The 24,397-nt window shown below is 65.4% G+C and carries 29 protein-coding genes and 1 pseudogene; 14 read left to right on the top strand and 16 right to left on the bottom strand.

What is annotated here, in order from left to right; genetic code table 11:
- Nucleotides 1–32: 32 nt before the first annotated feature.
- Nucleotides 33–242: a hypothetical protein gene (locus AC3CB8_RS25590; RefSeq protein WP_352563545.1), complete on the top strand. Its 210-nt coding sequence runs from the start codon at nucleotides 33–35 to the stop codon at nucleotides 240–242.
- Between the two features lie 45 nt (nucleotides 243–287).
- Nucleotides 288–1,037 carry a sulfite exporter TauE/SafE family protein gene (locus tag AC3CB8_RS25585; protein WP_352563546.1) on the top strand — a complete coding sequence of 250 codons (750 nt, stop codon included), beginning with the start codon at nucleotides 288–290 and terminating at the stop codon, nucleotides 1,035–1,037.
- 31 nt (nucleotides 1,038–1,068) lie between these two features.
- Here the strand turns inward: AC3CB8_RS25585 and AC3CB8_RS25580 are convergent, their stop codons facing one another.
- On the bottom strand, nucleotides 1,069–1,638 hold the full coding sequence (locus AC3CB8_RS25580; protein ID WP_352563547.1) for a DUF308 domain-containing protein: 570 nt from the start codon (nucleotides 1,636–1,638) through the stop codon (nucleotides 1,069–1,071).
- A gap of 202 nt (nucleotides 1,639–1,840) precedes the next feature.
- Between AC3CB8_RS25580 and AC3CB8_RS25575 the strand changes: the two genes are divergently transcribed.
- Entirely contained in the window at nucleotides 1,841–2,752 is a 912-nt protein-coding gene (locus AC3CB8_RS25575) for an AraC family transcriptional regulator (protein WP_352563548.1), read from the top strand.
- Nucleotides 2,753–2,789: 37 nt separating this feature from the next.
- On the opposite strand, the gene AC3CB8_RS25570 is transcribed toward AC3CB8_RS25575, so the two are convergent.
- A complete protein-coding gene (locus tag AC3CB8_RS25570) occupies nucleotides 2,790–3,020 on the bottom strand; it encodes a universal stress protein (protein WP_352563549.1) in 231 nt (76 codons plus the stop codon).
- 133 nt (nucleotides 3,021–3,153) lie between these two features.
- A pseudogene (locus AC3CB8_RS25565) lies at nucleotides 3,154–3,237 on the bottom strand (universal stress protein); the annotation flags it as partial.
- A 174-nt stretch (nucleotides 3,238–3,411) separates the two neighbouring features.
- On the opposite strand from AC3CB8_RS25565, the gene AC3CB8_RS25560 reads away from it, so the two are divergent.
- Nucleotides 3,412–3,993, top strand: coding sequence for a histidine phosphatase family protein (locus AC3CB8_RS25560; protein ID WP_023775382.1), 582 nt, complete (start codon nucleotides 3,412–3,414; stop codon nucleotides 3,991–3,993).
- A 130-nt stretch (nucleotides 3,994–4,123) separates the two neighbouring features.
- On the opposite strand, the gene AC3CB8_RS25555 is transcribed toward AC3CB8_RS25560, so the two are convergent.
- From AC3CB8_RS25555 to AC3CB8_RS25520, 8 genes are all read right to left on the bottom strand, one after another.
- Nucleotides 4,124–4,525: a VOC family protein gene (locus AC3CB8_RS25555; protein ID WP_023794497.1), complete on the bottom strand. Its 402-nt coding sequence runs from the start codon at nucleotides 4,523–4,525 to the stop codon at nucleotides 4,124–4,126.
- Nucleotides 4,526–4,603: 78 nt separating this feature from the next.
- On the bottom strand, nucleotides 4,604–5,677 hold the full coding sequence (locus AC3CB8_RS25550) for an RNA polymerase subunit sigma-70 (RefSeq protein WP_352563550.1): 1,074 nt from the start codon (nucleotides 5,675–5,677) through the stop codon (nucleotides 4,604–4,606).
- A 42-nt stretch (nucleotides 5,678–5,719) separates the two neighbouring features.
- A complete protein-coding gene (locus tag AC3CB8_RS25545) occupies nucleotides 5,720–6,466 on the bottom strand; it encodes an SDR family NAD(P)-dependent oxidoreductase (RefSeq protein ID WP_023794499.1) in 747 nt (248 codons plus the stop codon).
- Nucleotides 6,467–6,614: 148 nt separating this feature from the next.
- Nucleotides 6,615–7,385 carry a pseudouridine synthase gene (locus AC3CB8_RS25540; RefSeq protein WP_031241739.1) on the bottom strand — a complete coding sequence of 257 codons (771 nt, stop codon included), beginning with the start codon at nucleotides 7,383–7,385 and terminating at the stop codon, nucleotides 6,615–6,617.
- Nucleotides 7,386–7,547: 162 nt separating this feature from the next.
- On the bottom strand, nucleotides 7,548–8,372 hold the full coding sequence (locus AC3CB8_RS25535) for an alpha/beta fold hydrolase (RefSeq protein ID WP_023774589.1): 825 nt from the start codon (nucleotides 8,370–8,372) through the stop codon (nucleotides 7,548–7,550).
- Nucleotides 8,362–8,862 carry an SRPBCC family protein gene (locus tag AC3CB8_RS25530; RefSeq protein WP_023774590.1) on the bottom strand — a complete coding sequence of 167 codons (501 nt, stop codon included), beginning with the start codon at nucleotides 8,860–8,862 and terminating at the stop codon, nucleotides 8,362–8,364. Before AC3CB8_RS25530 ends, AC3CB8_RS25535 begins: the two co-directional genes overlap by 11 nt.
- Nucleotides 8,859–9,194: an ArsR/SmtB family transcription factor gene (locus AC3CB8_RS25525; RefSeq protein WP_023784853.1), complete on the bottom strand. Its 336-nt coding sequence runs from the start codon at nucleotides 9,192–9,194 to the stop codon at nucleotides 8,859–8,861. Before AC3CB8_RS25525 ends, AC3CB8_RS25530 begins: the two co-directional genes overlap by 4 nt.
- A 137-nt stretch (nucleotides 9,195–9,331) precedes the next feature.
- Nucleotides 9,332–10,213: an aldo/keto reductase family oxidoreductase gene (locus AC3CB8_RS25520; protein WP_023774592.1), complete on the bottom strand. Its 882-nt coding sequence runs from the start codon at nucleotides 10,211–10,213 to the stop codon at nucleotides 9,332–9,334.
- Between the two features lie 95 nt (nucleotides 10,214–10,308).
- On the opposite strand from AC3CB8_RS25520, the gene AC3CB8_RS25515 reads away from it, so the two are divergent.
- Together AC3CB8_RS25515 and AC3CB8_RS25510 are read left to right on the top strand one after the other, a co-directional pair.
- A complete protein-coding gene (locus tag AC3CB8_RS25515; RefSeq protein ID WP_023774593.1) occupies nucleotides 10,309–11,214 on the top strand; it encodes a LysR family transcriptional regulator in 906 nt (301 codons plus the stop codon).
- A gap of 153 nt (nucleotides 11,215–11,367) precedes the next feature.
- Nucleotides 11,368–13,284 carry a diguanylate cyclase gene (locus AC3CB8_RS25510; protein ID WP_352563551.1) on the top strand — a complete coding sequence of 639 codons (1,917 nt, stop codon included), beginning with the start codon at nucleotides 11,368–11,370 and terminating at the stop codon, nucleotides 13,282–13,284.
- 92 nt (nucleotides 13,285–13,376) lie between these two features.
- Here AC3CB8_RS25510 and AC3CB8_RS25505 read toward each other — a convergent pair whose 3' ends face one another.
- On the bottom strand, nucleotides 13,377–13,598 hold the full coding sequence (locus AC3CB8_RS25505) for a hypothetical protein (protein WP_023794509.1): 222 nt from the start codon (nucleotides 13,596–13,598) through the stop codon (nucleotides 13,377–13,379).
- Nucleotides 13,599–13,877: 279 nt separating this feature from the next.
- Here AC3CB8_RS25505 and AC3CB8_RS25500 point away from each other — a divergent pair, with 279 nt between their 5' ends.
- Nucleotides 13,878–14,117, top strand: a complete 240-nt coding sequence (locus AC3CB8_RS25500; RefSeq protein WP_352595337.1) for a hypothetical protein — start codon at nucleotides 13,878–13,880, stop codon at nucleotides 14,115–14,117.
- 61 nt (nucleotides 14,118–14,178) lie between these two features.
- Here AC3CB8_RS25500 and AC3CB8_RS25495 read toward each other — a convergent pair whose 3' ends face one another.
- Nucleotides 14,179–14,406: a hypothetical protein gene (locus AC3CB8_RS25495; RefSeq protein ID WP_023774598.1), complete on the bottom strand. Its 228-nt coding sequence runs from the start codon at nucleotides 14,404–14,406 to the stop codon at nucleotides 14,179–14,181.
- Between the two features lie 947 nt (nucleotides 14,407–15,353).
- On the opposite strand from AC3CB8_RS25495, the gene AC3CB8_RS25490 reads away from it, so the two are divergent.
- Nucleotides 15,354–15,650 carry a DUF1236 domain-containing protein gene (locus AC3CB8_RS25490; RefSeq protein ID WP_023784848.1) on the top strand — a complete coding sequence of 99 codons (297 nt, stop codon included), beginning with the start codon at nucleotides 15,354–15,356 and terminating at the stop codon, nucleotides 15,648–15,650.
- A gap of 133 nt (nucleotides 15,651–15,783) precedes the next feature.
- On the opposite strand, the gene AC3CB8_RS25485 is transcribed toward AC3CB8_RS25490, so the two are convergent.
- The gene (locus AC3CB8_RS25485) at nucleotides 15,784–16,632 is read right to left on the bottom strand and encodes a helix-turn-helix transcriptional regulator (RefSeq protein WP_023774601.1); all 849 of its coding nucleotides are present in this window, start codon (nucleotides 16,630–16,632) and stop codon (nucleotides 15,784–15,786) included.
- A gap of 90 nt (nucleotides 16,633–16,722) precedes the next feature.
- Between AC3CB8_RS25485 and AC3CB8_RS25480 the strand changes: the two genes are divergently transcribed.
- Nucleotides 16,723–17,607, top strand: coding sequence for an SDR family oxidoreductase (locus AC3CB8_RS25480; RefSeq protein ID WP_352563552.1), 885 nt, complete (start codon nucleotides 16,723–16,725; stop codon nucleotides 17,605–17,607).
- 18 nt (nucleotides 17,608–17,625) lie between these two features.
- On the opposite strand, the gene AC3CB8_RS25475 is transcribed toward AC3CB8_RS25480, so the two are convergent.
- Nucleotides 17,626–18,324 (bottom strand): RibD family protein, encoded by a 699-nt coding sequence (locus tag AC3CB8_RS25475; protein ID WP_352563553.1) that lies wholly within the window; start codon nucleotides 18,322–18,324, stop codon nucleotides 17,626–17,628.
- Between the two features lie 136 nt (nucleotides 18,325–18,460).
- Between AC3CB8_RS25475 and AC3CB8_RS25470 the strand changes: the two genes are divergently transcribed.
- From AC3CB8_RS25470 to AC3CB8_RS25455, 4 genes are all read left to right on the top strand, one after another.
- Nucleotides 18,461–19,021, top strand: coding sequence for a dienelactone hydrolase family protein (locus AC3CB8_RS25470; protein ID WP_023794519.1), 561 nt, complete (start codon nucleotides 18,461–18,463; stop codon nucleotides 19,019–19,021).
- 262 nt (nucleotides 19,022–19,283) lie between these two features.
- Nucleotides 19,284–20,231 (top strand): substrate-binding domain-containing protein, encoded by a 948-nt coding sequence (locus AC3CB8_RS25465; protein ID WP_352563554.1) that lies wholly within the window; start codon nucleotides 19,284–19,286, stop codon nucleotides 20,229–20,231.
- 122 nt (nucleotides 20,232–20,353) lie between these two features.
- A complete protein-coding gene (locus AC3CB8_RS25460) occupies nucleotides 20,354–21,937 on the top strand; it encodes a sugar ABC transporter ATP-binding protein (RefSeq protein WP_352563555.1) in 1,584 nt (527 codons plus the stop codon).
- A complete protein-coding gene (locus AC3CB8_RS25455; protein WP_023774610.1) occupies nucleotides 21,934–22,950 on the top strand; it encodes an ABC transporter permease in 1,017 nt (338 codons plus the stop codon). The genes AC3CB8_RS25460 and AC3CB8_RS25455 overlap by 4 nt, the downstream gene beginning before the upstream one ends.
- 448 nt (nucleotides 22,951–23,398) lie before the next feature.
- On the opposite strand, the gene AC3CB8_RS25450 is transcribed toward AC3CB8_RS25455, so the two are convergent.
- The gene (locus AC3CB8_RS25450) at nucleotides 23,399–23,761 is read right to left on the bottom strand and encodes a hypothetical protein (protein ID WP_352563556.1); all 363 of its coding nucleotides are present in this window, start codon (nucleotides 23,759–23,761) and stop codon (nucleotides 23,399–23,401) included.
- A gap of 183 nt (nucleotides 23,762–23,944) precedes the next feature.
- On the opposite strand from AC3CB8_RS25450, the gene AC3CB8_RS25445 reads away from it, so the two are divergent.
- Complete coding sequence (locus tag AC3CB8_RS25445; protein ID WP_015316815.1) at nucleotides 23,945–24,247, top strand: hypothetical protein; 303 nt, start codon at nucleotides 23,945–23,947, stop codon at nucleotides 24,245–24,247.
- Nucleotides 24,248–24,397 lie beyond the last annotated feature (150 nt).

Genomic DNA, 24,397 nt, shown 5'->3' with positions numbered 1-24,397 from the left:
GTCGGTCAAATCAATTGCGATGGAGATCTCCGATGCGTGAAGAAACATCAGGTCCGCAGGGGCTCGGCCTTCTTGAAGGCGCGGCGCTCGTGCTGGCGCTCGCGGTGGCCTCGCTTGCCGTGGCGCAGGCGCGGCCTGGCCCGCGGGGATGCGCCGTGGCGGCGGCTTCCGTCAGCCGCGACGCCGGGCCGGCACAAGCCAATCCGGATGCCGAGGCGACGGACATGCTGCTGCATGACTGAAGGAACCGGCGTGCCCCAAGGTCCATCCATGCCGAGCTTCCATCCATGCTAAGCATCGGGGCCATCGCCTTGATCGGCGCCGTCTTCCTCGCTGCCGGTCTCGTCAAGGGCGTGGTCGGCATGGGGCTGCCCACCGGGGCGATGGGCCTGCTGGCGGTGACCATGCCGCCGGCGCAGGCAGCCGCCCTGCTGTTGATCCCGTCGCTGGTCACCAATCTCTGGCAATTGTTCACCGGTCCGTCCTTCGGCGGGCTCTTCAGGCGCCTTTGGACGATGATGGCCGGCGTCGTCATCGGCACCGTCGCCGGCGCGGGCCTGCTGACCGGCGCGCACACGATGATTGCCTCGGCAGCGCTTGGCGCTGCACTGGCGCTCTATGCCCTTCTCGGCCTGGCCAAGGCCGGCTTCACCACGCCGGCGCGCCATGAGGCCTGGATATCGCCGCTGGTAGGCGTGACGACCGGGCTGGTCACGGGCGCCACCGGCGTGTTCGTCATTCCGGCGGTGCCTTACCTGCAATCGCTGCGGCTACACAAAGAGGATCTCGTCCAGGCGCTCGGCCTGTCCTTCACTGTTTCGACCTTGGCTCTTGGCCTGGGGCTGTTTAGGGCCGGCGCGCTTATCTCGCCGACGGCGCAACTGACGGGATCGATCCTTGCCCTGGCGCCGGCGCTGGCCGGCATGTTCATCGGCCAGGCGCTGCGCCAGCGGATGAGCGTCGAGACCTTTCGCACGGTGTTCTTCGCCGGGCTGCTGGCGCTCGGGCTCTATCTCGCGCTGGACGCAGCGCTGTAAACACCGAGGCCAGGCCCGCCGCACGGCAGGATCAAGTCGTAGGCTTGCGTGTCTGCGTGACGGCCAGCCATACGGCCGAGACGAGAAAATAGAAGGCACCGAACGCGGCATAGGGCGCGATGTCGGTGATGCCAGGCGTCGCGGTGCCGATGGCCTGTTTGATGAAGAAGCCACCGGCAAGCGCTGACTGCGCACCGCTCAGCACCATCGCCCATTGCGCGCCTGCCCGCCAACGGCGCACGCCGGTGGCAAGCTGGAACAGGCCGGAGAGAACCGCCCACGCACCGAACACCGCCAGAACCGCGTGCGGGCCCTGTTCAAGTGCGATGACGACGGCAATGGCCGTGATCGTGCTGACCGCCGCGTTGAGCGCCTGGCTGGGATTGGCTTTCAAGCCGCCGCTGCGCCGCGCGTCCAGAATATTGGCGATAGCGTCCCACAAGGGATAGGCGACCAGGAGGAGCGCCGAGACCGGCGGCGCGCTTTTGCCAAGGGTGAAGGCGGCCGCTACCCAGGCGACTGAAAAGCCGGCCCGGAGGAAATAATAGGACTGCAGCCACTGCGATGCGGCGCCAGGCGCCTGGATGGTTTGAGTGCTCATTGGAATTCCCTGTCTCGTTGGTTGGACGGCGCTTTACCCGCTTGATCGATTTGGTATCACGTCCGCCGGTTGGATGATTGGAACAGCCCGTTCTCGCTGCCTTGGCTGCGGGAATGGTTTTGATCCAAGGAAAAAACGGCGCATATCAGCACGAAACGCGCTATCGTCGTAAGGAATGTAGGGGAGCCGGCCGGTCGCATCCATGATGGAATCGCCTGAAAATTTGACCATTCTTCCGGATGGGGGGCCGCGTGCCGGTGTCTCCGGGGACCTTCTCTCGCATGTGCTGGCGCAGATCAGGCTTACCGGCGACGAGGTTTTTTCACGCACGCTGGCACAGGCGGAGCAAGTCGATCTCGACGAGGGCCAAGCCCATATCGTCGTGGTGACCGTCGGCGCGCTGCGCATGGAGAGTGGGGATCAGGCCCCTGTCGTCATAGAGGCCGGCGACCTCGTGCTCCTGCCTCGCGGTCCCGGCGCGTTGCGGCTGGTGGCGTCGCATCCTCGGGTGGCGATCGTCGCCTGCCGCTTCTGGTTCGATCCGGACAGCCTGCGGGGAATGATCTTCGCCTTGCCGCGATGCATTCATATCGAGCGTGCCCAGGGGGCAGGGTGGGTCGATGGAATGCTGCCTTTCCTGATGGTCGAAACCAGCGACGCCCAGCCCGGCGCGGCTTTGATGATTTCCCGCATCATCGACCTCATGGTCATCCGCACCTTGCGTAGTTGGGTCCATGAAGGACGCGCCACGGGCTGGCTAGGCGGCCTTTCGGATGCACGCATCGCCCGTTCCCTGAAAGCCATTCACGAAAGGCCGTTGCAGCGGTGGAGCATCAATGAACTGGCCGACAAGGCCGGCATGTCCCGTTCCAGCTTCTGCGAGCGCTTCGCCGCTCTCGTCGGGCGCTCGCCGCTGCGCTACCAGAATGAGTGGCGGCTGGGCCTGGCCCGCGATCTGCTGGCTAGGCGAGACGCACGCGTGGGTGAGATCGGCTTGCGCATCGGCTACGAGTCCGAAGCCGCCTTCAGCCGCGCCTACAAACAGCTCTTCGGGCATCCGCCACGGGTTGAATATGCCCTGGCGAATGAAGCCGCACCGGCGAAGCCGCGCTGACCGATGGCGCCAGCTTGAAGATATCGGGTTGCGGCCGCTACCGCACCACCAGCACCGGGATCTCGGTGTAGGACAGCACTTCCGCCGTCTGGCTGCCCAGAAGCAGCCTGCCGAGGCGACGGCGGCCGTGCGAGGCCATGACGATCAGGTCGCGGCCTTGCGCCCGCGACAGTTCCAGGATCGCTTCGGCCGGCCTTTTGTCCTCGACATGAACCAGCGTGGCGGACACGCCGGCGGCGTCGGCGGATGCCTTGCATTTGTCGAGCACTTCCTTGCCGTAGCGGCGCTTCCTCCTGATAGATGACCAACTCGTCGCCGGCGGCGTAGCCGGCCATGGCGCCGCCCCACGCGAAGATCGGGAATTGTTCCGAGACGATAACGAAGGTGACGGCCGCGCCGATGCCCTTGGCCAGTGTGAGGCCCTGGGCGACACCCTTGTCGGCCAGGTCAGAACCGTCGGTGGCGATGAGCAGATGTTTGTACATGACGGTGTTGCCTGTCGTGCCTGATGACTATCCAACAGAGAGATAGTTATGCCGCACTCTCAATCATTGTGCCATTGCGGGGGGGAATCAGGGCCAGGCGAGGTTTCGCCATTACCCCGGATTCCCCTTTGCCGCATCGTCCTCTAAGGTGCCGCCGACATCGAAAGGCATCCCATGAGCAACGCGTTTCCGCAGATCCATCTGGTCCGGCATGGCGAGACGGCATGGAGCCTTTCGGGGCAGCATACCGGGCGAACCGACATGCCGCTAACGCCGGCCGGCGAGGCGGCCGCGCGGGGTGTTGCGGAGCGGTTGAAAGGCCTATCGTTCTCAGCCGTCTGGTCGAGCCCCTCGCAGCGCGCCTACGATACCAGCGTGCTTGCCGGCTTTGGCGCGACAAGCGTCAAGATGGACGATCTGCAGGAGTGGGACTACGGCGCCTATGAGGGGCTGACGACCAAACAGATCCTGGCCGAGCGGCCGGGCTGGAACGTCTTTCGCGACGGCTCTCCGCAAGGCGAGGTGGCGGCCGATGTCGGCACCCGCGCCGACAGGATCATCGAGCGCCTGCGCAAGGCCAATGCCGACATACTGATCTTTTCCAGTGCCCACTTCCTGCGCGTGCTCGCCGCCCGCTGGCTCGGCCTGCCGCCGGAAGACGGGGCGCTGTTCGTGCTCGACACGGCCAGCATCAGCGTGCTCGGCTACGAGCATGATTTCGGCGAGCCGGTCGTGCGCAGGTGGAACCTGAAATAGGGGGGTGGCAGGCTTAGCGCCGACGTCAATCGCTTCGTCATCCTCGGGTCTCCGCGACGCCGCTTCGCGGCTGCTTCGCCCTGTTATGCCGAACCGGGGAGGCCTGGGCTAATTCCGAATACTGGGCTGATTATTTGTCAAACTTCCGGATCGCCTCGGCGGTGACGGGCTGGAAGAAATTCACCAGATTGCCATCGGGGTCGCGAAACAGCAGCGAGCGGTTTCCCCAGGGCATGGTGGTCGGCTGCTGCACGGTCGTGCTCTTGATGAGGTTCGATAGCCGGGCAAATTCGGCATCGACATCGCCGACGCGGAATTCGAGGATGGCCGTGTGGTTGTCGGCGGGGCGGGCGATGTCGCCGCCGAACAGCATCAAAGTGCGCGTGCTGCCGATCGCCAGCGTGCAGGCCGGCGTCTCCAGTTCGGCGAAGTCTTCCGTGTATACCGTCACCGGCATTCCGGTGATTTCACCATAGAAGCGCACGAGGCGCTGGACATCTGATGTGATGATGCGGACTGAGACGAAATTCATGGCATTGGCTCCTTGATCGCTGAAGCCGCAAGCGGGCTCCCAGCCGATCAATAGACCAGGGCTCCTGCCAGCTTTCTGTCAGGAGACGGGTTGCGACGGTGATGCTTTCGATTCGGACCAGACCGGCGGCAGGCCGAAGGCGGCGAACAGATCGGGCCCGAGCCGGCCGACATAGACGGTCAGAGTGGCGATCGCGCCGCCGGCCGGCTCGATGACATGCAGCGACTGCGCGCGCCATTCAGCATCCTGATGGCGCCGCGCATAGATCGCGACCGCGGGCTGGCCGTTGGCTCGTGTCGCCACAGCGCGATAGCTGGCGAAATTGCCCCACACGGTCCTGAAGAAGCCGTGGATCGCCTGGCGCCCCTGGTACCAGTCGTGCCATGGCGGCATATGGTAGGTGGCATCCTTGCGCAGCAGCTCGACGAAGCCGTCGAGATCGGTCGCCTGCCAGGCGCTGACATAACGTTCCAGCAACAGGCTCTCTCGCTGGCTGGGTTCCGACCGCCGCAAGGGCCGGCCTTGCGGATAGCGCGCGCCGAGCGTCGCGCGCGCCCGCTGGAGGGCACTGTTGATCGACGCGATGGAGCCGCCCAGCAATTGCGCGGCCTCCGCCGCGGACCAGCCCAGCACGTCGCACAGCAGAAGCGTGGCGCGCTGGCGGGGCGGCAGAAGCTGGATGGCGGCGACGAAGGCGAGCCGCACCGCCTCGCGGGTCTCGTAGCGGGCGTCTGGGCCGGGCTGGTCATCGGCGAGGTCCGGCAGCTCGGCGTCGGGGTAGGGCTCCAGCCAGGCGAGTTCAGCTGCGGGGCCGGCGGCGGCGCGCCCCTCGCTCCGCGGCCGTGCGGGCTCCCGGAGAATGCGATGCGCCGACGACCTCGCCTTGATCGCATTGAGACAGCTGTTGGTGGCGATGGCATAGAGCCAGCCGCGCGGCGAGCCGCGCCCGTCGAAGCGCGAGCGGCCGCGCCATGCCTTCAGGAATGTCTCCTGGACGAGGTCGTCGGCCTCGTGCAGCGATCCCATCATGCGATAGCAGTGGAGCTTGAGTTCGCGGCGGTGGGCCATCGTGAGGTGCTCGAAAGCCCGCCGATCGAGGATCGGCCCGCCTTCCGGACCCAGCGGCTCAAGTGGGCCGGAAGCATCTGTCATGTCGAGCCTGCCAAGCGCGATTGCCCTGATATGCTGCGCCCCTCACGCCGCCGCCGCAAGCCCGCTGCCGCTCACCGTGAAGGCGGTGCCCTGCAACTTGCCGCCGGCGAGCGCGACCACGGCATTGGCGACATCGGCGGGTGTCTGCATGTCGGTCATGCTGGCCAGGAAATCGGCCGGGCTGATGCCGAGATAGGTCGAAACGCCTTCGATGCCGCGCTGGCCGACGCCGGTGCCGGCCATGATGCGCATGGGCGCCAGCGCCATGAAGCGCAGGCCGAGGCCAAGCCGGTCCGCTTCCTTCTGGCCGTGGGCGGCAAGCACCATCTGCATGCGCTTGGCGCCGGAATAGCCACCGGAGTTCGGCGGGCCGCCGCTGAAGGCCGCGCCGCTGGAGATCAGCACCACGCGGCCGCCGGACTTCATGCGGCCACGCAGCGCCGCCTGGCAGAACAGGAAGGATGCCTTGACGTCCATTTCCCAATTGGCCGAGAACTCGTCCCAGCTCTGATCCTGGAGGGGCGCCGACGGGGCGAAGGCGCCGGCGCAGATCACCAGCACATCCGGTTCGAGAGCCGCGAAGACCGTATCGGGCGCTGCCTCCTGCGTGGCGTCGACGGCAAGGGTCCTGACGCCGGAGGCCTCCCAGGAGAGCTCCTTCAAGGCGGCCGCGCCGCGGGCGGCGGCAAGCACGGTCGCGCCCTCGCGGAGCGCGGCTTCCACGATCGAGCGGCCGACACCCCGGCTGCCCCCGACCACGACGACATTTTGACCCTGCAACGATCCCATGGATCACCTCGCTCTTCCGGCGGCGGACCATTCCGGCGCCTAAGGATCAGGACAGCCGAGGTAGGGGAAAATCATCGGTGGTGACGAAAATTTTTTTCGAGCCATTTGTCCGCGAAAGCCAGACGCAAGAAAATGCTGCCGGCTTCGCTCAGCCCGCCAGCAGCGCCAGTTCCTCCGGCGTGAGATGCCGCGCCATGCCCTTAGCGAGGTCGCCGAGGGGCAGGCGGCCGATGGCGACGCGGATCAGGCGCTTGACCTCGACGCCGTGAGCGGCGAGCAGGCGGCGGATGTGGCGGTTCTTGCCCTCGTCGAGCACGATCTCCAGCCAGGCGGTGCGACCGCCGCTGCGCAGCAGTTCGATCGACTTGACGGCCAGGGTCTCGCCGTCGACGGCCGTGCCCGCGCGGAACATGTCCAGCATTGTTTCATCCGGCACTGCGGCGACCTGCACGTGATAGGTCTTGGGCAGGTGCGAGGCCGGGTCCATCAGCCGGTTGGCGAAGCGGGTGTCGTTTGTCATCAGAAGCAGGCCTTCGCTGGCCTTGTCCAGCCGGCCGACCGGCGAAACGAAGGGCAGGTCGAGCCCTTCGAGACAGGCATAGACGGTGTCGCGCTCGAGCGGGTCGTCGCGGGTGGTGACCAGCCCGCGCGGCTTGTTGAGCATGACATAGACCTTGCGCTCGGCAACCACCTCGACGCCATCGACGACGATCCTGTCTCGGTTCATGTCGACGCGCAGCGCGGCATCGCGCACCACCTTGCCGTCGACGCGCACGCGGCCCTGCGCGATCAGCGCCTCGCCCTGCGTGCGCGAGCACAAGCCGAGTTTGGACAGGGCGCGGTTCAGGCTGACGCCTGAAGGCCCGGCGGGCGGTATTTTAGCGGGCGGCCTGCCGCGTGATGGTGTTCGTGGAGCCATGCTGCTTGGGGTCGATCCGTGGTATCGGACAGATGCCATGGGCCGCACCGGCATCGCAAGCGGCGATCCATTCACGGCGGCGTTGGGATGTCCTCAACCGGCCGCCCATATGAGCCCTGCATGCCCGGATTCCCTTTGCTAGTTGGGATCTACCTGCCGCGCCTAATCTTGCGCGTTGAAGAACGCTGTCAGCACTGGGGCGTGTGCGGCGGGCTTCAATATGTGGTTCTGGCCGGGCAGCGTTTGGTGGCGGGCATTGGGCAGTGCTTTGGCCAGAGCCCTGTTGCCATGCCGCAGCCATGCCGGGCTCTTGCCCCCGTCGGTTACCAGCACCGGCACGCGGAGCGACGCCCAGCGGACGGGGTCCAGGGGCTTGCCAAGCTGATCGCCAGCGACGATGGCGCCGTCATGCGGCAGCGTGTGCGCCACGGCCTTGAGCCGTCGCCAGATCGGCGTGAGCTTCATGAAGACGATTAGCAGGCGAGGCATGCCCACCGATTTGAGGAAGGCGGTTATAGCGTCGCCGCGCCGGCCTTCGGCGAGGGCTGTTCCGATCGTCGCCCAGTCGGCCTGCGTGGTCGCGCGGCTGTCGTCGACGATCAGTGGCGCTTCGTAGAGGGCGAGTTTCTTGACGCCGGGGAGGCGGGTAGCCGCCATCAGCGCCAGCATCGCGCCCGACGACGTGCCCCAGACATAGGCCTCGCCCCCGGCCGCCCGCAGTACGGCCTCGATGTCGTCAACCTCGCGCTCGATCGCGTAGGGCGCGGTGTTGCCGCTGTCGCCACGGCCACGGCGGTCGTAGCGGAACACGGTAAAGTTGTCCGCGAGGGCCTTGGCCAGCGGACCGCTCGGTCCCATCGTGCGCGAGCATAGCGCGCCGTCGACGAGGACGAGCGGGTGACCGTGGCCCTGACGCTCGCAGGTGATCAGCGTTCCATCCCGCGACAGTACGGCTTGCGTGGACGGTTTCGCGTTCTCATCCTGCATGGTTGGCTTCCCGGTCTATCAACTGCCCCAGCCGGTCGAAGCTCTGTGCCCAGCCGCCGCGCATGCCCAGCGCCAGCAGGCGCTCGCGGTCGGCGGCGCTCGCCAGCGTCACCTCGAAATGGACATGGGTCCGCATGCCATCGGGCGTAAAGGTCACGGTATGGCGGCTCTGGCCCGGCGGATTGCCGGCCCATTCTCGGATTTCCGGATCCGGTTCGTCGCGGTAGCTCAACCTGACGTTCTCGACGACTTCGAGATAGCTGCCCTGGTTGCGGTAGAGCGCGCCGCTGGCAGTCAGCATATCGATGCGCCAGCGGCCACCGACGCGCACGTCGAGCACGCAGTGAGGAATGGTGCAGTCCCTGATGCCCCACCACTGCGCCACGAGCCTGGGCTCGGTCCACAGTTGAAAGACGCGTGCCACCGGAGCCTCGAACACCCGTTCGATGGCAAAGCCGCGCCCGATGGCATCTTGGGCGCGGTCGCTCATGGCGCCTTGTCCGCGTCGCGCCGCAGCAGATCCTCCATGCGGTCGAAGCGGCCTTCCCAAAGTTTTCGATAATCGTCGAGCCAGCGGTCGATGTCGCGCAGCGGCTTGGGCTCAATGCGGCTCAGATGTTTCTGCGCCGCCCGGCTGCGGGTTATAAGGCCAGCCTGCTCCAGCACGCCGACATGTTTGGAGACGGCCCGCACGGTGAGCTCGAAGGGTTGCGCGAGTTCGGCGACCGAGGCTTCGCCATCGAGCAACCGGGCAAGGATCGCGCGCCGCGTCGGATCGGCGAGCGCGGCGAATGTGTGGTCAAGGGAAAATTCAACAGCCATTACGGAACCAACCAGTTCTGGAACTAATTGGTTCTATATATGCCTTGGCTTCCCTCGTCAACAATCTTCCGGAAACTGCGAGAGCTGGCGCGCTCGCAGGGAAGAGGTTCATCCCGGCAAAACGTTGGGTGAAAGTCTCAGGCCGCTGCCTTCTCGCCTGCTATGCTGTTCAAGACCTGGACGGCATCCGCCGGCAGCTCAAGCTCGGCCGCCGCCAGGTTCTCCCTGAGATGCCCGACCGACGAGGTGCCGGGGATGAGCAAGATGTTGGGCGCGCGCTGCAACAGCCAGGCGAGCGCCACCTGCATGGGTGTCGCGCCGAGCTTTTGCGCGACGTCGGCAAGCGTGCTCGACTGCAGCGGCGTGAAGCCGCCGAGCGGAAAGAACGGCACATAGGCGATGCCGTCGGCGGCAAGCTCGTCGATCAGCGCGTCGTCTTGGCGATGCGCGATGTTGTATTGGTTCTGCACGCAGACGATGTCGACCATGCCGCGTCCCTGCGCGATCTGTTTGCGGGTGACGTTGCTCAGGCCGATATGGCGCACAAGTCCCTGGCGTTGCAGTTCGGCGAGTGTGTCGAGCTGCGGCTCGATCGAGCCTTCGGCGGGCCCGTGGATGCCATGCATGGAGCGCAGGTTCACGACCTCGATTACGTCCAGCCCGAGATTGCGCAGGTTGTCGTGCACGGCCTGCGTCAGCTCCCGCGGTGACATTGCCGGGATCCACGAGGCATCCGCGCCGCGCCGCGCACTGATCTTGGTGACGATGGTGAGGTTGGCGGGATAGGGGTGCAGCGCCTCGCGGATGATCTGGTTGGTGACGTGCGGACCGTAGAAATCCGATGTGTCGATATGGTCGACGCCGCTGGCAGTGGCCTCGCGCAGCACGGCAATCGCCGCGTCGCGGTCCTTCGGCGGGCCGAAGACGCCGGGTCCGGCCAGTTGCATGGCGCCATAACCGAGGCGCTTCACGGTGCGGTCGCCGAGCTTGAAAGTCCCGGCCTTGCTTATGTCGGTCATGGGTCTCGATCTCCTTTGGATCGGCACGATATAGACAGTCCTCGCCCGCGCGATAATATGGCGCAATCGGCACAGGCTGTGCGGAAAGGCGAACAATGGCGACGGATCTGGGTGACCTGCAGGCCTTCATGGCGGTGGCGCGGGCCGGCGGCTTTCGCGAGGCCGCCCGGGTCGGCGGCGTCAGCGCCTCCAGCCTTTCCGAGACGGTGCGGCGGCTGGAGAGCGGGCTCGGCGTGCGGCTCCTCAACCGCACCACGCGCAGCGTCGCACCCACCGAAGCCGGCGCGCGGCTGCTCGACCGACTTGGCCCGGCACTCGGCGAAGTCGAGGCGGCGCTCGATGTGGTCAACGGGTTTCGCGGCCGCCCGGCGGGCACGCTACGGCTCAACGTGCCGGTGGTGGCGGCGAAGCTGGTGCTGCCGCGCCTCTTGCCGCCCTTCCTCGCGGCCTATCCCGACATTCGCCTGGAAGTGACCGCCGAGGACAGTTTCGTCGACATATTGGCGAGCGGTTGCGACGCCGGCATCCGCTATGACGAGCGGTTGGAGCAGGACATGATCGCCGTGCCGATCGGGCCGCGCCGGCAGCGCTTCGCCACCGCCGCCGCACCGGCCTATCTCGACCGCCGCGGCCGGCCCGACCATCCGCGCGACCTGCTCCACCACGCTTGCCTGCGCGGCCGCTTCGCCAGCGGCTTCATGCCGCCCTGGGAGTTCGAACGCGACGGTGAGGTGGTGAGCGTCGAGCCGACGGGCCCGCTGCTTGTCAGCACCGGCACCGCCATGGCGCTTGCGCTCGATGTGGCGGTCGCCGGCGGCGGCATCGTCTCGCTGTTCGAGGACTGGCTGCGCCCGTACTTCGACGACGGCAGGCTGGAGCCGGTGCTGGAGCCCTGGTGGCAGGAGTTTTCAGGCCCGTTCCTCTATTATCCCGGCCGCCGCCTGACGCCGGCACCGCTGCGCGCCTTCATTGATTTTGTCGGCGGGATGCGGTGGGACTGATCCCGGACGGAAATCGTGCTGCGTGTTGCGCCGATCGGCCCGTCGCCGCGGCTCCTTTGGACCAAGCGAAATCCTTGATGTAACACTTTGTTGTCATTGAGGGCCTATCGGAGTGGCGGTACGGCGAAAGCCCGGTAAAGGGAAAGGTGCGCAATGGGTTCGCCCTGGTCCGAATTGCTGGCCAATCTCGCGGTCGTGGCGTTGTTCGTTTCGGTCTGGATCCACACGCATGTGTGGCTGGACCGTTGGCCGCGCGCCGCGAAGGCCGCCGCTTTCGGCTTGCTGATGGGCGCCGGCGCCATCGTCCTGATGCTCACACCCATGCAGTTGCAGCCCGGCGTGCTCGCCGATCTCAGGGCAACGATGATTGCCGTTGCCGGCTTCTTCGGCGGTCCCGTCGCCGGCATCGTCGCCGGGGTCATGGCTGGTGCGTTCCGGACTTTCGAGGGCGGCATGGGCGCCTTCGCCGGTGCGGTGGGGATCGCGGCCGCCATGCTGGTCGGTGTCGCCGGGAACCTTGCCCTGAAGGGCCGGCGGCCCACCATGGTCGACATCATGATCCTTGGCGCGGCCGCCGCTGCCGCATCGCTGCTCGGCCTCAGCGTCCTGCCACGAAATGTCCTGCAGATGGTCCTGCCTGATGTGGCGCTGCCTTCCTCCCTGCTCATCTTCGTCTCGGTGGTGCTGTCGGGGCTCACGCTTTACCAGGAGCGGCGACGCCTCGAGGCGCTGCAGTCCCGGCGCATCTACAAGGCCGTGGTGGAGACACTGCCGGATTGCCTGAACGTCAAGGACCTCGACGGGCGGTTCATCGCGGCCAATCCGGCAACGGCCGAACTGATGCAGGCGGCCGACGCCAAGGCTCTGATCGGCAAGACGGATTTCGACTTCTATCCGCGCGAAACGGCGAAAGGTTTCCGCGAGGACGAGCTTGCCGTGCTGGCCTCGGGCGTCTCGTCCACCATCGAACAGCGCCTTCATCACGAGGATGGAACCGAAGGCTGGCTGGCGACCTTGAAGGCGCCCTTTCGCGACAGGAGCGGGGCCGTCGTCGGCCTGATCACGCACAATCGCGACATCACGGCGCGCAAGCAGCTCGAGGCCGAGTTGGCGGAAAGCCGGGTCCGGCTCGGAGACGCCTTGACGCACATGGCCGACGGTCTGGTGATGTTCGACCCGGACGGCAGGCTGGTGCTGTGCAACGCCCAGTACCGCGCCATGTTTCCGAAGACGGCGGACATGAGGGTGCCAGGCGCCGACTACCGTGACATCCTGCGCGCCTCGGCGCAGCGAGGTGAGGCGATCACACCGCCGGACGAGGTCGAGGGCTGGATCGCCGGCATCATGGCCTCGCAGAAGCTTGTCAGCCAGCGCCAGGTCCGGCTTGCCGACGGCCGCTGGCTCGACGTGCGCACCCGTCCGACAGGCGACGGCGGCAGCCTAAGCGTATTCTCCGACATCACCGAGGCCAAGCAGGTCGAGACCGAACTGCTGGCGCTCAACGAGAAGCTGAACCTTCTGGCACATCGCGACGGGCTGACCGAACTGTGGACGCGCCGCGCCTTCGACGAAGCGCTGGCGCGCGAATTCTCGCGCTCCAGGCGCAATGCGGCTCCGCTCAGCCTGGTGATCATCGATGTCGACTGGTTCAAGCGGTTCAATGACCATTACGGCCATCCGGCGGGCGATGAATGCCTGCGCGCCGTGAGCCGCTGCATCCAGGCGACTGCTCGCCGTCCGGCCGACGCCGCGGCCCGCTACGGCGGCGAGGAATTCGCGCTCGTCCTGCCCGAGACCGATGCCCGGGGCGCCTTTGTCATTGCCGAGACCCTCAAGAGCAAGGTGCGCGACCTTGCCATGGCGCATGCCGGCAGCGAAAAGAGCATCGTCACCGTCAGCATTGGGGTCAGCACCCTAGACGCGGACGGCGCCACGATGGAGATTGCCGATCTTCTGAGACGGGCCGACGAGGCGCTTTACGGCGCCAAGGCCGCCGGGCGGGACCGGGTGCATGGCTGGCGCCCGCATCTCAGCGACCAACGCTCGACCGGTTCCCGGCGCAAGATATGAGGCTTGCAAGGCCAGGGCCGGGCTGCCGCTGGATTTGGATCAGCTGAGCTGGTTATCGCCTGAACGAGGGTCCGGGCGGTGAAGCGTAAGCTTCAGCCGGAGTGAACTGAATCCGTGCTGGCGCGATCGAGCTTCACAAGACGAGCCTTCGCTTCGCCGACGCGTTGTTGCGCGGATCTTATCCTGTCACAAAGCCGCAGATTGATACCGACGCCACAGTCTTCGTCCAGCATCGCGTTTGCGCGTTCAAGGGCGAGTTCCGCTCGGTGAAGTCGCTGCCTCGCCCTGGCAAGTTCCAAGGTCAAAAGTTCCATTGCTGCCGCTTCCGTGGTTTGCGGTCCCTTCCATTGGGAAACCGCTGCCGGGTGGTTTGGTTCCGGGTCGTTCGCGAAGCTGCATCTGCTGCCGAAGTCCGGGCCTGGAGATGCCGCAGCCGCCACGCTTCAAGGATTGGGCCGGTAATTGGCAGTCATGTCTTTGTTTATTGACCCCGCCAATGGCTGGCGTAGCTTGTCCACGGCCGTCAGCGATGCGAACATACGCGGGCGCTTGGGAGCGATCATCCTGCTTCCACCCAAATCCAGGAGGAAGCTGTGCGCAGGCTATTACAGACGCGCCCTGGCGAATATCTCGATCACCGATTGGAGTGCCCCTTTTGCGGCACCATCCGCCTGCTAATCCCGGCCGATGCGACACCATCGACGCGGATCAGTTGCGCCGAGTGCGGCAGATATCTTGGTATCTGGGATGAACTGCAGACCGATTTCGAGCAACAAGGCGGCAACGATGGGGTTTTCCGTCTCGACAAAGGGCGCATCCAGAAGCTCGACTAGACTTGCCGCGAGCAGCGCTCGATAGCACTGGCTAGGGTCGGCTCCCCATCGCCGATGCCCATCAGGACGGCCTTGGATGGGCAAGGCCGGTCTGGAAGGTGCCTGGCAACACGGGTGAGCCACCGCGGCTCGTCGAGGCTGTCGCCATGGCGTCTACCGGCACGATGATGATCATGCGGGCATGCTGCTCTGGCCACAATGGCTTTCCGAAAAGGAAGAATGTGCTGGCGAGAAAACAGACCAGCAAGAGGATGGCCAAGGTGTTGGCGATGATCTCACCAAGCTGCATTGCTCTTCTCCAATTCACGCGTCCCTCCCGGCAACGAGCGCCAGCAAACTATGTTCAACGTTTGGGACCAATGCGCATGGTTCGCAGGACTTCAGTCCGAGTTGCGGGTCGAGCGATAAATGCACAACCTGCCTTTGCACCGGCCGAGCCTCCGCCAAGTGTGGCAGCCGGGGCATAGCCCGGCCTGCTCGCAACGTGCCGAGCCCTCCGCCAAAGCAGGCCGGGCTCCTTTCTCGAAAGCGTCACAAACGGACCGCGATTTCCACGGGCAGCGGTGAGCGCTGGTTGCGCAGCGACGGCAAGGCCCGATCCGCGGGGTGGCGGAAAGCGCGCCGGTGCCGTCCGCCTTGCTCCACGGCCACAAAGGCGCGATTCTCCTCCCTTTGGCGGCCAGCCAGCATGGTCAGATTGGGATTGTGTGGACGGATCTGTTGTCCCATGGCCTCAAAGCGACCTCACGATTAGCGGTGAAGGCAGCAAGGCTGCTACCAGTTCAAAGTAAGGCTGACGAGCAGGACGGCGATCAAGGCCGACAACGGGACCGCCATCACCAGCGCCGCCTCCATAAGGCGGGTTTCCTTGTCGCTGAACATTAAACCTCCTCACTTGTCGGCTGAGCGCCGGGATTTAGGGTCCGCCCACCGCCCGAAGCAGTGAGCGAACCCTATTGGCGCAGGAAGGGACGTAGCTGCGCCAATTCAAAAGCACCCCCGCAGTGCCACCCGACATCGGTCGGATATCCGCGATGAACTTGCAGCGAAACAACGAGCGCGAAAGACGGCCGTTCCCGGCAGTGGCGCCGGCAGGACTATTGCGTTTTTTTATGGGACCTAAGTCCGGTGCTGGCCGGACCGAAGCCCAAGCCTGGAACATTCAACCATGCCTGAAGTTCGATCCCGCAGCGCGGTGACAATGTTGTGCTGTGCAGGTTTCAAATGGAGGTACTCATGAAAAAAGATCTTGCCGCCGTAGCCGCGGTTCTGTTGCTCGCAGGTGTCGGCGCAGCCGCCGCCGAGGACGTCATCATCCAGCCCGAGCAGGAAACGGTGATCAAGGAGTATGTGCATAAGCAGCCGCTGGCTTCGGTCAAGGTTCCCGGCGTGGAACTCAACGTCGGCACGGCCTTGCCCGATACCGTCGAGCTTCACGAAGTCCCCAACGTCAAGTATCGTTACACCGTCGTCGACAACCGGACCGTGATCGTGGATCCAAGCACCCGCAAGATCATCAAGATCATCCAGTAGCGGCGCTTGGCCCGCTGCCGGCTGGCGGCGGGCCAACCATGCAGACGCGTTGCCTTGACAATCAGAATTTGCGTGATGCCGACCTTGCGCAAGCTGAACGGGTTCGCGAACGCCCCTTGAATGGGGTCCTGCGTCAACGCGACGGGTCCGCCCCTCGCTCCTTGTGCCGCCGGGCAAGCCCGCGAATGCGGTCGGCGACCTTGCTATCCACCGGATTGTAGACGGTCAGGCTCAGATCCGGCCGGCCATCCACCGCGAAGGCCGAATATTCCAGCTCGATGTCGCCGAGTTCGGGATGCTTCAGGCGCTTTGTCCCGTCGCCATGGCTGAGCACGTCGTTTTCCCGCCACAGCGCGTCGAATTCCGAGCTGGCGCTGCAGAGCTCCTCCACCAGTTGGGCGACCTCGGACACCGCGCCGGCGCGCGCCGCATCGGCCCGGAACGCGCCGACCACGAAACGCGCGAGGTTCTCCCAATCGTGCTGCTTGGCGCGGATGGTGGGGCTCAGGAACATAAACCGCAGGATGTTGCGCTGGCCAGCGGGCAAGGTGCTGTAATCGGTCATCACGACTTGCGCGGCGCGGTTCCATGCGACGACATCCCAGGTCGCCGTCTTGATCAGGGCCGGGCTTGCCTCCAGCGTGTCGATAAGGCGTTGCAGCCTGGGGCTGACGCCGTCCGCGCCGATGTAGCGGACTTCGGGCGGGCGCCCGAGCCCCAGCATGAAAAGATGTTCGCGCTCTGCCTCGGTCAGCAGCAGACCCTTGGCAATCCGGTTCAGCACATCGGCCGAAGGCGCGCCGCCGCGTCCCTGTTCCAGCCATGTGTACCAGGTCGGGCTGATGTTGGCGCGCTGCGCGACCTCTTCCCGGCGCAGTCCGGGCGTGCGCCTGCGCCCGGAAAAGCCGAACGATGAGGGGTCGAGCCGGGTACGTCTGTCTTTCAGGAATGCCGCGAGCGAACCGGCGGAAGTGTTGGGCATCCTGTTAGCCATTATACCATGATAAGATCACTACTTTAATGGAATAATAGAGCAGCGATAGTACGCAGGCAACTGTGCAGGAGATTTTGAATGCGTATCTTTTTAACCGGCGCGACCGGTTTCATCGGTTCGGCCATCGTTCCCGAACTTCTTCAGGCCGGACATCAGGTCGTCGGCGTCACCCGCTCCGACGCGGGTGCCGAGGCGTTGGCTGCCGCGGGTGCCGAGGTGTATCGGGGAACCCTCGAGGATCCCCAAGGCCTGCGCGACGGCGCGGCCGAGGCGGAAGCCGTGATCCACACCGCGTTCGACCATGATTTTTCGCGGTTCGCCGAGAATTGCGAAAAGGACAGCCGTGTCATCGCCGCGCTCGGTCAGGCACTCGCCGGCTCCGACCGGCCGCTGGTGATCACCTCGGGCGTCGGCATGGGCAGTCCCGGACATGGCCAATTGGCCGTCGAGGATGTCTTCAACCCCGATCACCCTAATCCGCGCATCGCCTCGGAACTCGCCGGGAATGCGTTGCTGGAGGCCGGCATCAACCTGTCGGTGCTGCGCCTGCCGCAGGTCCACAACACGCTCAAGCAAGGCCTCATTTCGCCGCTCATCGAGATCGCGCGCCAGAAGGGCGTCTCGGCCTATGTCGGCGACGGCCGCAACCGCTATTCGGCCGGCCATGTCTCGGACGCCGCGCGCCTTTACCGGCTCGCGGTGGAAAAGCGGCAGCCCGGCGCGCGCTATCACGCCGTCGGCGAAGAAGGGGTGGAGGTGCGCGCGATCGCCGAGGCGCTTGGCCGTGGCCTGAACCTGCCGGTGGTTTCGATCGCGCCGGAGAAGGCGGCTGAGCATTTCGGCTGGATGGCGATGTTCGCCCCCATGGACCTGCCCGCCTCCAGCGCGCTGACCCAGGCACGGCTCGGCTGGCGTCCGACCGGCCCGACGCTGATCGCCGATCTGGACGCGATGCGGTATTGAGGCGCGTAAGAGGCGGCCTTAGCCTGGGGTGACGGCGTAGCGCAAATGGACGAGCCCATGCGCGAGGGCTTTGCAATCCGTGAGCGACAACCGCACATTGTCGGCAAGGCCGCTTTTCCCAAACTCGACAAAGCCCTGGTTTGCCTCCCGCGCATCGAGCGCGGGGGCAATGAGAAGGCTGAGTTCATCGACCAGCCCCGCCGCCAGGAAGGAGCCGTTGATGCCGGCGCCGCCCTCGAGCAGCAGGCGGCGGATGCCGAGCTCACGGGCAAGCACGTCCAGCATGGCGGCGAGATCGATGCCGGGCGTTTGCGACACGATATATGACACGCCGTCGGCGGCGAGCTCGGCCAGATGGCTGTGGGCTACATCATGTCCGAGCAGCACCACGACATGGTCCCCGCCGATGTCGGGTTTTGCAAAGTGCAGCTTGCCCGAGGCATCGAGCGCCACGGCAAAGCTGCCCGCATTGCGCTGCGCGAAATAATGCGGCCGCTCGACCTTGCCGCCATGCGCGGGCGGATGCGCGGCGGCCTTGCTCATCTCGGCCATGGTGACGCGGCCGACGATCCAGGCGTCGCCTTGGAGGTCGTTGTGGATCTGCTCATAGAGGCCCGACCACTCGGCCCGGCTGCCGTCGGGGCTTTCGGTATAGCGGCTCGGATGAAGGCTGCCGTCGAGCGAGGCAAGCATATGGCAGATGATGCGCGGCTTCATATGGTGTCTCCATTTCGTCGGCTTGGCCGCCCCGAAGGTAGTGCCGCACCCGGAAAATGGAAGCCGATGCGGTGTGCCTTGAGGCTGCAAGTCCCGGTGGGTAAAATGACTATCTCTGCGACCTAGGGGCCGGAGCATGGCGGACATCATCCTGTTTCACTCGGTTCTTGGCCTTCGCCCGATCGAGCGTCATCTTGCGGAACGCCTTCGGGCCCGCGGCCATGCGGTCGCACTGCCAGACCTTTATCAGGGTGCAGCGACGGATGATCTCGATGAAGGGTTCGCGATCAAGGCGCGGATCGGCTGGGGTGCCATCTGCCTGAAGGCGCGAGAGGCTCTGGCCCCGATGCCGGGCGATGCGGTGCCGGCGGGGATCTCGATAGGCGCCGGCGTGGTGGCGGAATTCTGGGCGTCGCGGCCGCTGGCAGCGGGTGTTCCGCTGTTGCATGGTTTGGCGACCGTGCCTGCCAACACACGACCCGGCTTGCCCATCCGACTGCATGTCGCGGACACCGATCCACTGTTCCCCGAGCCCGACGTCAGCGCCTGGCAGGAAAGCGCGGAGGCAGCAAAAGCGGATGTGCAGGTTTTCCGCTATCCAAACACGGGACATTATTTTTCCGATCCGGCATTGCCCGACTACAATGCAACGGCGGCCGCGCAGCTCTGGAGCCGCTCCTTGGCGTTCCTGACGTAGAAGGCCTTCGGACCGAAGAGTCCAAATTCAGACAATTCCGACAAGTTGCTGTCCTGGCTGTTATATCGATGTTGCACAAATGGTTGACCCTGGGTTAGCATCCTCTTGTTGACGCCGATCGGAGGAATTTAGGCGGCTGTCAGCTGGAGCGGCATGCGTTCTTGGCGCAAGGAGGATGCTCCAACACTTTAACCGGCGCATGATCCTTCCTGAAACCGGTCCCGGTTTTTAGGGGCCGTGCGCTTCTGTGGAGGAGGAACCCATGAACAGACGCGAATTCCTGATGACGTCCGTGGCCGCGGGCGCCATGATGCTGGCCGCACGCTCGGCTTTCGCCGAGGACAAACTCACCATGCTCGGCTCGGTGCCAAGTCTCGGCTTTCCGTTCTTCGTGCACATGCTGAACGAGATCAAGGCCGAAGCGCAGGCGCAAGGCGTCAACCTGACCGAGAGCGACGGCCAGAACTCGGCCACCAAGCAGACCGCCGACATCGAGGCGGCGCTGGTGCAGAAGGTCAACGCCATCGTCATCTCGCCGCTCGACGTCAACGCGCTGGCGCCAGCCATCGAGGAAGCGGTCAAGGCCGGCGTTCCCGTGGTGACGATCGACCGCCGCGTCGACGGTGTCCAGGGCATTCTGGCCCATGTCGGCGCCGACAATGTCAAGGGCGGCGAGGCGGAAGCCCAGGCCATGGTGGCCGCATTCCCCAATGGCGCCAAGCTGTTCCACCTGCAGGGCCAGCCGGGGGCGGGTCCCGCGATCGACCGCAACAAGGGCGTGCACAATGTGCTCGATCCGCTGAAGGACAAGTACCAGATCGTCTACGAGCAGACAGCCAACTTCGCCCGCGCCGAGGCGCTGACGGTGACGGAAGCCGGCCTTGCCGCCAACGGCAAGCCGGATGCCATCATCTGCGCCAATGACGACATGGCGCTGGGCGCGCTCGAAGCGTGTGCCGCGCGCAATTTCAGCGACGTCAAGATCTACGGCTTCGATGCATTGCCGGAAGCGCTGGTCGCGGTGCGCGACGGCAAGCTCGCCGGCACGGTCGAACAGTTCCCCGGCAAGCAGTCGCGCACCGCCGTGCAGATCGCGGTCGCCTACGCCAAGGACAAGACCGAGCCGAAGGAGAAGCTGGTGCTGCTGACGCCGATCGTCATCGGTAAGGACAATCTCGACAAGGCGGAGAGATTGAACGAGACGAAGTAGGCTGATTGAATGAGGCCGGCGGGACAGCATCCCCCTCTGTCCCGCCAACTGTCCGGCAGGACAGAGGGGGTGTTCAAGCGCGGCTTGGCGCACAGCATCCGAACAGCATCGAGGAGGACTGCTTGCCGCCAGTTGAAGCCGCACCCGCCCTGCTTTCCGTCGAAGGCCTGACCAAGCATTTTGCCGGGGTGACCGCGCTGAGCGATGTCTCGCTCGATGTCCGCGCCGGCGAAATCCTTGGCCTGCTTGGCGAAAACGGCGCGGGAAAATCGACGCTTCTGAAAATCCTGTCGGGCGTCATGCCGCCTTCCGGCGGCCGCATCACCTTCGACGGCGCCGACTACCAGCCGGCGAGCCCGCAGGAGGCCAAGCGGCTGGGCATCGTCACCATCTACCAGGAGCTCAGCCTGATCCCGACGCTGACGGTGGCGGAGAACATCTTTATCGGCCGCGCGCCGATCGGCCGGCTTGGGCTGGTGAGCTGGCGCAAGATGGAACAGGATTCCCGCGCCATCATTGCCCGCGTCGGCCTTACCATCGACCCGATGACGCCGGTTTCGGCGCTGTCGGTGGCCGAGCAGCAGCTGGTCGAGATCGCCCGTGCGCTGTCCTTGAAAAGCCGGCTGATCATCATGGACGAGCCGACCTCGGCGCTGACCGAGACCGAGGTGCGGAGGCTGCTGTCAATCATGGACCGGCTGCGCAAGGATCATGTCGCGATCATGTTCGTCACCCACCGGCTGGAAGAGGCATCCGCCATCTGCGACCGCATGACGGTGCTGCGCGACGGCAGGCTGGCGGGGCATCTCGAGCGTCAGGGGGGACCGATCAAATTGCCCGCTATCATCGAAAAGATGGTCGGCCGCGCCGCTTCCGAACTTTACGCCCGTCCGGCGCAACGCGCGGCGGCCGGCGATGTGGTGCTGTCGGTTCGGGGCTTGCGCACCGTGCGCGATCCCGAAGCGCCGCACGCCATCGTGCTCGACGGTGTCGATATCGACCTCAAGGCGGGCGAGATCCTCGGCGTCGCCGGTCTCGTCGGCTCCGGCCGCACGGAGCTGGCGCGCGCCGTTTTCGGCGCCGACCGCATCGCGGCGGGAACGATCACGCTCGACGGCAAACAGATCGCGCCCGCATCGCCGGCCGACGCCATTGCGCTCGGCATTGGGCTGGTGCCGGAAGACCGCAAGCACCAGGCGATCTTTGCAGCACTTGGTATCCTGCCGAATTTCTCCGTCGCCTCGCTTGGGCGTTTCAGCAACGGCTTCGGCTTCATGGCCGAGCGGCGCGAGCGCGACGCGCTGTCGGGGTTCAGGAAGATGCTGTCGATCCGCATGGCTTCGGCCGAGCAGGCGATCGAGGGGCTGTCGGGCGGCAACCAGCAGAAGGTTATCCTGGCGCGCTGGCTGGCGCGCGACCCGAAAGTGCTGATCGTCGACGAGCCGACGCGCGGCGTCGATGTCGGCGCCAAGGCAGAGGTGCATCAGATCCTGGTGCAACTCGCGGCGCGCGGCATCGCGGTGATGATGATCTCGTCCGAACTGCCCGAGGTGCTGGCGGTGTCGGACCGCATCGTCACCATGCGCAAGGGACGCATCACCGGTGAAATGCCGGGCGTCGAGGCAAACGAGGAAAGATTGATGGAACTGATGGCGCTCGACAGGCAGGATATGCCGGCACAGGATGCGGAGGGGCAGGCACGATGAGCATCGCCGAGGAACAGAGCCAGCGCGGCGGCGTGACGATCGCGCGGCTTTTGATGAGCTTTGGGCCGCTGCTCTTCCTGGCGGCGCTGGTCGTCGTCTTCACCGTGCTGAAGCCGAGCTTCATCGATCCGATCAACCTGTTCAACATCACCAGGCAGATCTCGATCACCGGGCTAATCGCGCTCGGCATGACCTTCGTCATCCTCACCGCCGGCATCGACCTTTCGGTCGGCTCACTGCTCGCCTTCTGTGGCATGGTCGCGGCCGTGGTCGCCAAGGGCGGCACCGCCAACACGCTGTCGCTGTCCACGTCAGGCACGCAGGGTTTTGGCTGGTTCGCGGCGTTGCTCGCCGCTGTCGTGGTCGGTGCGCTCGCCGGCGGCGTGCAGGGGTTCGCCATCACAAGGCTGAAAGTGCCGCCCTTCGTCGTCACGCTGGGTGGGCTGACGGTGTTCCGCGGGCTGACGCTGACCATTTCCAATGGCGGCCCGATCTCCGGCTTCGACGCCTCGATGCGCTGGTTCGGCACGGGGCTGATCGGTCCGGTGCCGGTGCCGGCGATCATCTTCGCCATCGCCGCCATCCTGTGCCACATCGTGCTGCGCTACACCCGCTATGGCCGCGCCGTCTATGCCGTCGGCGGCAATGCCGAGGCCGCGCGGCTGTCGGGCCTGCGCGTCGACCGCATACTGGTCTCGGTCTATGTCATCGTCGGCTTCTTCGCCGGGCTCGCCGCCTTCGTGCTGTCGGCCAGGCTGAATTCTTCCGAAGCGGTCGCCGGCATCGGCTACGAATTGACGGTGATCTCCGCCGTCGTCATCGGCGGCACCTCGCTGTTCGGCGGCATCGGCTCGGTCGGCGGCACGGTGGTGGGCGCGGCCCTGATCGGCGTGCTGCAGAACGGCCTGCAGTTCAACAACGTCTCGTCCTACACGCAAAGCATCGTCATTGGGCTGATCCTGATCCTGGCGGTGGCGTTCGACCGCTGGCTGAAGTCGCGGGTGAGGCGATAGGAACGAGGGCTCTGCGCTCACCCGCCTCTGTCGGGCTGGACAGAGGGGGCATCTCACCCGGCCATTTGCCAGGAAAGCTGTCCCATTTCTTGCAAGAAACGCGATATCGTGCGCCAATATTCGCGCGCCTCGCTCGGCCAAGCCGGTTTCGGCCTGAGCGGCAATGTGCGCGTGACCAGCCGCGTCGAGCGGTTCGGCCGGCGCTGCCGTCTGGCGGCAATTGTGGTGGACCATGGGCGGGCAGAGCGCCGAATGCCCCCATCAGGCCAGCGACGGACAAGGCGGCAATGGTTCCCGCCCCGGCCCTTATCCAGGTCTGGACTCTTGAGCGGGCAGTCTTGAACATTCCAAATTAAGCGCGTCGAACGAACAGCCACCCCAGGCGCAAGCTAGAAACCAAATCGGGGATTGGAACCCGCGAATGGCTCGGTCCAGCCGTACTCGGGCCTCAGGCTGCCTCAAGTGCCCAAAGACGATGGCCGAAACGGCGGAAGAAGCGCGCCACGAGCCGCTGCTGCTTCGCCCTGGCGAGATCGGCCAGTCGTCGTTCCTGGCGCCAGCGCGGCATGTTGCGCCAGCCGGCGATGAAACGGACTGCATCCTCGACGGCTTCGTGCGCCGACAGCGCCGGGCCGATCATGGCCAGGAACAGCGGCTCCGCCTGCTTCAACTCATCGATGACGGCCTTGCGCCTGAAATGATCCAGGCGGGCCTGCGCGATGCCGGTGCGTCGGATCGCCTCGAAGGCTAAGAGCAAGGCGGGGCTATCGCCGGTGTAACCGCAGGCGCGGGCGAAATTGGTGGCATCCATCCTTGCTCCCGGATGTGGCGCGAGGTGATCCGGGCGCCGACTCATATTTGCGAGTGACATGTAAGCATAACTCTTACAGACATAGAAGGGAGACTTTTGGAAGAGTTTGGAAACCGCGACTCGACTCCTGCTTCGAAACACGGGAAGATATGAACAAATCAGGAACAAAAGGACGGAGAAGTGATGGCGTTGCCAGGCAGGGAAGCAGTGATCGCGCAGGTTGCCTCGCTGTCGGTCGAGTGCGCCGATTGCGGCCGCAACAGGTGGTGGCGGCCCGATCAGTTGAAGCGCTTCGGGGTGAACGGGAGCACGCCGCTGGCCGCGCTGTCGGGCCGCATCGTCTGCTCGGCCTGCCGGGCCGACGGGCTGCCTGGCACGGCGATCTCGATCCAGGCGGCTTTCATCGACGAGCGCCAGCGCGTGCGCTCGGAAGCCCGCATGCTGAGCGGCCGCGACGTGCCGCTGGAGGGGTCGAGGCGAGCTTGAGGGGCGGCGGCTGGCGAAGTCGTCAGCAGACGTTGTCTTCGTCGGAGAGGGCAACGTCTCGCCCTCCGCGAAAGACTTGCAAGATCGGCACGGTGTTGTCCCTGAGGCTGAATGCTATCGTGGCTCGCCGGCGATAGCCCACGGCACGCA

This window comes from Mesorhizobium sp. P160927 (genome assembly GCF_057766385.1).
Note: the sequence above shows the minus strand (reverse complement) of the source record. Positions and strands in the feature narration are given on the sequence as shown.